7 protein-coding genes and 1 pseudogene are annotated in these 4,846 nt (G+C 68.8%); 6 read left to right on the forward strand and 2 right to left on the reverse strand.

Annotated elements, in window-relative coordinates:
• From FV228_RS20375 to FV228_RS20390, 5 genes are all read left to right on the forward strand, one after another.
• Positions 1-1,551 (forward strand): ABC transporter substrate-binding protein (locus FV228_RS20375; protein WP_147856285.1); only part of this gene is annotated, 1,551 nt, incomplete at its 5' end.
• A 101-nt stretch (positions 1,552-1,652) separates the two neighbouring features.
• Positions 1,653-1,901, forward strand: coding sequence for a hypothetical protein (locus FV228_RS20380; protein WP_147856286.1), 249 nt, complete (start codon positions 1,653-1,655; stop codon positions 1,899-1,901).
• Between the two features lie 184 nt (positions 1,902-2,085).
• Complete coding sequence (locus tag FV228_RS20385; protein WP_147856287.1) at positions 2,086-2,499, forward strand: EF-hand domain-containing protein; 414 nt, start codon at positions 2,086-2,088, stop codon at positions 2,497-2,499.
• A 46-nt stretch (positions 2,500-2,545) separates the two neighbouring features.
• Positions 2,546-2,749, forward strand: a complete 204-nt coding sequence (locus tag FV228_RS33245) for a hypothetical protein (protein WP_187277831.1) — start codon at positions 2,546-2,548, stop codon at positions 2,747-2,749.
• 109 nt (positions 2,750-2,858) lie between these two features.
• Positions 2,859-3,143 (forward strand): hypothetical protein, encoded by a 285-nt coding sequence (locus tag FV228_RS20390; protein WP_147856288.1) that lies wholly within the window; start codon positions 2,859-2,861, stop codon positions 3,141-3,143.
• Between the two features lie 41 nt (positions 3,144-3,184).
• Here FV228_RS20390 and pcaD read toward each other — a convergent pair whose 3' ends face one another.
• On the reverse strand, positions 3,185-3,985 hold the full coding sequence (gene pcaD, locus FV228_RS20395; protein WP_147856289.1) for a 3-oxoadipate enol-lactonase: 801 nt from the start codon (positions 3,983-3,985) through the stop codon (positions 3,185-3,187).
• A gap of 171 nt (positions 3,986-4,156) precedes the next feature.
• On the opposite strand from pcaD, the gene FV228_RS20400 reads away from it, so the two are divergent.
• The gene (locus FV228_RS20400; RefSeq protein WP_147856290.1) at positions 4,157-4,612 is read left to right on the forward strand and encodes a DUF1810 domain-containing protein; all 456 of its coding nucleotides are present in this window, start codon (positions 4,157-4,159) and stop codon (positions 4,610-4,612) included.
• Here FV228_RS20400 and FV228_RS20405 read toward each other — a convergent pair.
• A pseudogene (locus tag FV228_RS20405) lies at positions 4,598-4,846 on the reverse strand (penicillin-binding protein); the annotation flags it as partial. The gene FV228_RS20400 and the pseudogene FV228_RS20405 sit on opposite strands and share 15 nt — an antisense overlap.

Consider the following 4,846-nt stretch of genomic DNA (forward strand, 5'->3'; position numbering starts at 1 on the left):
GTACAGGGTCAGGCCGGTGAACTGGTAGCCGCCGGCAGCCTGACCTACGGCATCTCGATGACCGACCTGCCGCTCACGACCGGCCAGCCGGATCGCGGCGCCGGCGGCTACCAGTTCACCGGCCTGACCCTGTACGATCCCCTGGTCGCCTGGGATCTGGGCATCGCCGACCGTCCGGGCCGGATGGTCCCCGGTCTCGCCACCGCCTGGGAGGTCGATCCGGCCGATCCCAAGGTCTGGGTCTTCCACCTGCGCGAGGGCGTGGCGTTCCATGACGGCTCGGCCTTCGACGCCGACGCGGTGATCTGGAACTTCGACAAGGTGCTCAACAAGGAGGCGCCGCATTTCGACCAGCGGCAAGCCGCCCAGGTCCGCCCGCGGCTGCCGGGCGTCGCGAGCTACCGCAAGCTCGACGCCAAGACCGTCCAGGTGACGACCAAGAACCCCGACAGCCTGTTCCCCTACCAGATGCTGTGGTTCCTGATCTCCTCGCCCGCCCAGTACGAGGCGGTCGGGCGCGACTGGGCGAAGTTCGCGTTTCAGCCCTCGGGCACCGGCCCGTTCAAGATGGGCCAGCTGATCCCGCGGGTCCGCCTCGAATTGCTGCCGAACGCCGGCTACTGGAACCCGAAGCGGGTCCCGAAGCTCGCCAAGCTGACGCTGACCTGCGTCCCCGAGGACCTCGCCCGGGTGAACGCGCTGCTCTCCGGCAACGTCGACCTGATCGAGGCGCCGGCCCCCGATGCGGTACCGCGCCTCAAGGCGTCCGGCATGCGCGTCGTCGGCAACGACACGCCGCATGTCTGGAACTACCACCTGTCGATGCTGGAGGGGTCGCCCTGGCGGGACCTGCGCCTGCGCAAGGCCGCCAACCTCGCCATCGACCGCGACGGCGTCGTCCAGCTCCTGGGCGGCCTCGCCCAGCCGGCCGTGGGGCAGATGCAGACTTCGAGCCCGTGGTTCGGCAAGCCGAGCTTCCAGATCAGGACCGACGTGGATGCGGCGCGCAAGCTGGTGGAGGAGGCCGGGTTCTCGGTGAAGAACCCGGTGAAGGCGACGATCATGATCCCCACCGGCGGGACCGGGCAGATGCTGTCCCTGCCGATCAACGAGTTCGTCCAGCAGAGCTGGGCCGAGGTCGGCATCCAGGTCGAGTTCAAGACGGTGGAGCTGGAGGTGGCCTACACGGCCTGGCGCCAGGGCGCGGCGGATCCGGGCCTCAAGGGCGTCACCGCCGGCAACATCGCCTACGTCACCTCGGATCCGTTCTACGCGATCCTGCGCTTCTACGATTCGAAGCAGATCGCCCCGAGCGGCGTGAACTGGAGCCACTACCGCAATCCCGAGGTCGACGCCCTGTGCGACAAGGTGAAGGCGAGCCTGGACCCCGAGGAGCAGAACAGGCTGCTGGCCCGCATCCACGAAATCGTCGTCGACGACGCGGTGCAGGTTTGGGTGGTGCACGATACCAACCCGCACGCGTTGTCGCCCCGGGTAAAGAACTATGTTCAGGCGCAGCACTGGTTTCAGGACTTGTCGACGCTGGCCTGAGATCGCCGGGATCTCTGCGGCGCCGCGGGAGATGCCTTGAGCGAATCGGGAACGATCGTCGCGAGACTGTGTTGGCACTCCAACGCACGAAGGAGTGTCCCATGAAGACCCTGCTCGCCGGCGCCATCCTGGCCGCCTCCCTCGCGACTGTCGTCCCGGCTTCGGCCCAGCGCATCGATATCGGCCCCGACGGTCCGAGCGTCGACCTGCGCTCTCGCGGCCAGCGGGAGCGCGATTTCCGCCGGGACGAATACCGCCGGGATCGTGACCGCGCCGACGACGACCGGATGTATCGCCGCCAGCGATTCGAGGACGACCGTCCGGCGGTCCGCCGCGGCTACGGTTACTGATTCGGACTGTCCACAGCTTGCTGTGACTGGATGATCCATGAGGGGTCGGCGCTGGCCGGCCCCTTTTTCGTGTCTCGCGTCATCCGGACCACGCGCGGCTGGCCTGCCCTGCCAATTTCGCACTTGCAGCATCGTCCGGGCACGCCTAGGAAGATCCCGCATCAAATTTCGGGAGTATTTGGCAATGACCCTTCGTTTCATCAGTGGCTTCGCGGCTTTTGCCGTCGCCGTTTCGGGCCTCGCAGTTCCGGCCGCCCTCGCCAAGCCGGTGAGCGGCGCCAGCGCCGTCAAGATGATCGACACCGACAACGACGGCACCGTCGATCTCAAGGAAGTCGAGGCCGTCGCCTCCGCGACCTTCGACCGCCTGGAGAAGGATGCCGACGGCACCCTCGACGCCAAGGAGCTGAAGGGTCGCCTGAGCAAGGCCGGCCTCAAGCAGGCCGATCCGGACAACGACGGTACCGTCGACAAGAAGGAATACCTCGCCGCGGTCGCCGATCGCTTCAAGATGGCCGACCCGGACAACGACGGCACCCTCGACGCCAAGGAGCTGAACTCCAAGGCCGGCAAGGCGCTGCTCGCCCTCGTCAAGTAACGGCTCGTTAATACTAATTGCGCTCAGTGAAGATACAGGCGCCCCCGTGGATCTCTCCGCGGGGGCGTTCTTGTGTTTGAACCGGGAATGCCATGCGGTCGGACGACGAGCCGCCTCACTGCTGCTGCACCTCGTGGTTGTAATCGTTTTCTTCTTTGATGATGCCGTGATCGACTTTTGCGGTGGCGCAGCCTGCGACAATCCCGCTTTGAAACCTATATGCCTGCAAGATGGGCAAGCGGACGGTTGACGGACCGCAACCTGTAGGTGCAGTTTGGGACCGGTTGGGGGACCGAACCATGCGTAAGGATACGCCAGACGACGTCACGAGCCTCGAATTGCTCGCAGAAATGCGGGCCATGATCGACGCCGCGCGCCAGGTCATCGAAGGCTCGCAAGCCGCCCACGACGGGCCGGCCGGCGAATCGGCGGCCGCGCCGGTGTCGTCACTCGGGGCAGACGTGCAGCACGATCCGGTGGACCTGCTCGGCGACATCAGCGACAGCCTGCTCGACGCCTATCAGCTCGCGAAACACGACGGCGATCCGCTGACCATCGCGCTGATCGAGAAGGTCCTGTTCCATGTCGGGCGCCGGCTCGCGCGGGGCATGTCCCCCGCGGAGGCCGGCATTCCCTGCCACTGACGCGCCGTTCCGGGTGATGGCGGCTTGAGGCTCGTGGATCCTCAGGCGCCGCCGGCCTCGATCCGATCGAGGAACGCCCGCAGGTAGCGTCCGGCCGCATCTGCGCGCTCGACCGCCAGGAGATGCGCTGCCCGGGGCAGCACCACGAGTTCGGCCTCAGCGATGCCGGCGCAGAGCGCTTCGGCCATGGCGGGGGGCGTCGATGGGTCGTCGCGCCCGGCCATCACCAGGGTCGGGGCCGTGATCGCCGACAGGGCGGGCCGCAGGTCCATCCGTCCGATCACGCCGCAGCACACCGCGTAGCCGACCGGATCGCAGGCGACGAAGCGCTCCCGCACGGACCGTACGGCCTCGGGTGAGCGCTCGGCGAAGGCCGGAGTGAACCAGCGCGCCAGCGTCGCGTCCACGAGCGCGCCGGTCCCCTGCATCCGCGCCGTCTCGGCACGCTCGTTCCAGCTCTGTGCGCTCGGAAGATGCGCGGCCGTCGCCATCAGGGTCGCGCTCGCGCAGCGCGCCGGTTCGGCGCTCGCCAGCGCCTGCACGATCATGCCGCCGAGCGAGAGCCCGACCAGGTGGGCCCGGGCGATCCCGAACCCGTCGAGCAGCCCCGCGAGATCGCCGGCCAGGTCCGCGATCTCGGTCGGCCGGTCGTGCGTCTCGGAGCTGCCATGGCCGCGGGTGTCGTAGCGCAGCGTCCGGAACCGGCCGGCAAGCGCCGGCAGCAGGGCGTCCCACATGTCCAGGGTGGCGCCGAGCGAGTTCGAGAACGCAACCACGGGTGCATCCTCGGGCCCCTCCAGGACATAGCGGAACGCGAGTCCCCGGACGGTGATCTGCGGCATCAGACGTCTCCGTGTACCGTTGCAGCCGGGCCGGTGCCTCCCACCGGCCGACGGCACGTCCCGCCGAGATAGGTCTCCCGCCGGCCGCGATCAGCGCCCGCCCGGATAATCCGGCCGCGCGCATCCGGGCGACCGCTACCGGGTTGGTGTAGTGCAGACCGGAGCCGGATCATGGCCGAACCCTACGATCTCGACCGTTTCGTCGCCGCCCAGGCGGGCGTCTACGACCGGGCCCTCGCGGAATTGCGGGCCGGGGAGAAGCGCAGCCACTGGATGTGGTTCATCTTTCCGCAGATCGCCGGCCTGGGCTCCAGCCCGATGGCGCGACGCTACGCGATCGGCACCCTGGACGAGGCGCAGGCCTATTGCGGGCATCCGGTGCTCGGCGCACGCCTGCGTGCCTGCACGGCGGCGGTGAACGGCGTCACCGGACGCTCGGCTCACGTGATCTTCGGCTCCCCGGACGACATGAAGTTCCGCTCGAGCATGACCCTGTTCGCGCGCGCCGCGCCGGACGAGCCGGGTTTCGCCGAGGCCCTGGCGCGGTATTTCGGCGGCGCGCCCGATCCGCTGACGCTCGCCGAGCTTGGATCGCAGGGGTGCTCGAACACGTCACCGGCCCCATAGGCCGACGCGTTCGGCCCGGGCCTGCTCCTCGGCGCCGAGGAGGTCCGGGGGCGCATCGTCCGAGGCCCGGGCGCCGCCTGCGGTGAGGATCAGGGCGGCGAGGTCGTCGCCCTCGATCCGGCAGCGGCCGGCGGCATCCTCGGAGACGCTGCAGACCACCTCGCGGCGGCGCAGGTACTTGGCGAGCTGCCGGGCGAGGTGCCCGCGCTCGCCCACGACGCCGAGGAGGTGCAC

Origin of the sequence: Methylobacterium sp. WL18 (genome assembly GCF_008040015.1) — a bacterium.
Classification (GTDB): domain Bacteria; phylum Pseudomonadota; class Alphaproteobacteria; order Rhizobiales; family Beijerinckiaceae; genus Methylobacterium; species Methylobacterium mesophilicum.

What these genes read in the sequence shown, in the direction of transcription:
- FV228_RS20400 (WP_147856290.1), top strand. Translation starts at nt 4,157, where the DNA reads ATGGCCGAACCCTACGATCTCGACCGTTTCGTCGCCGCCCAGGCGGGC.
- FV228_RS20390 (WP_147856288.1), top strand. Translation starts at nt 2,859, where the DNA reads ATGATCGACGCCGCGCGCCAGGTCATCGAAGGCTCGCAAGCCGCCCAC.
- FV228_RS20380 (WP_147856286.1), top strand. Translation starts at nt 1,653, where the DNA reads ATGAAGACCCTGCTCGCCGGCGCCATCCTGGCCGCCTCCCTCGCGACT.
- pcaD (WP_147856289.1), bottom strand. Translation starts at nt 3,985, where the DNA reads ATGCCGCAGATCACCGTCCGGGGACTCGCGTTCCGCTATGTCCTGGAG.
- FV228_RS20385 (WP_147856287.1), top strand. Translation starts at nt 2,086, where the DNA reads ATGACCCTTCGTTTCATCAGTGGCTTCGCGGCTTTTGCCGTCGCCGTT.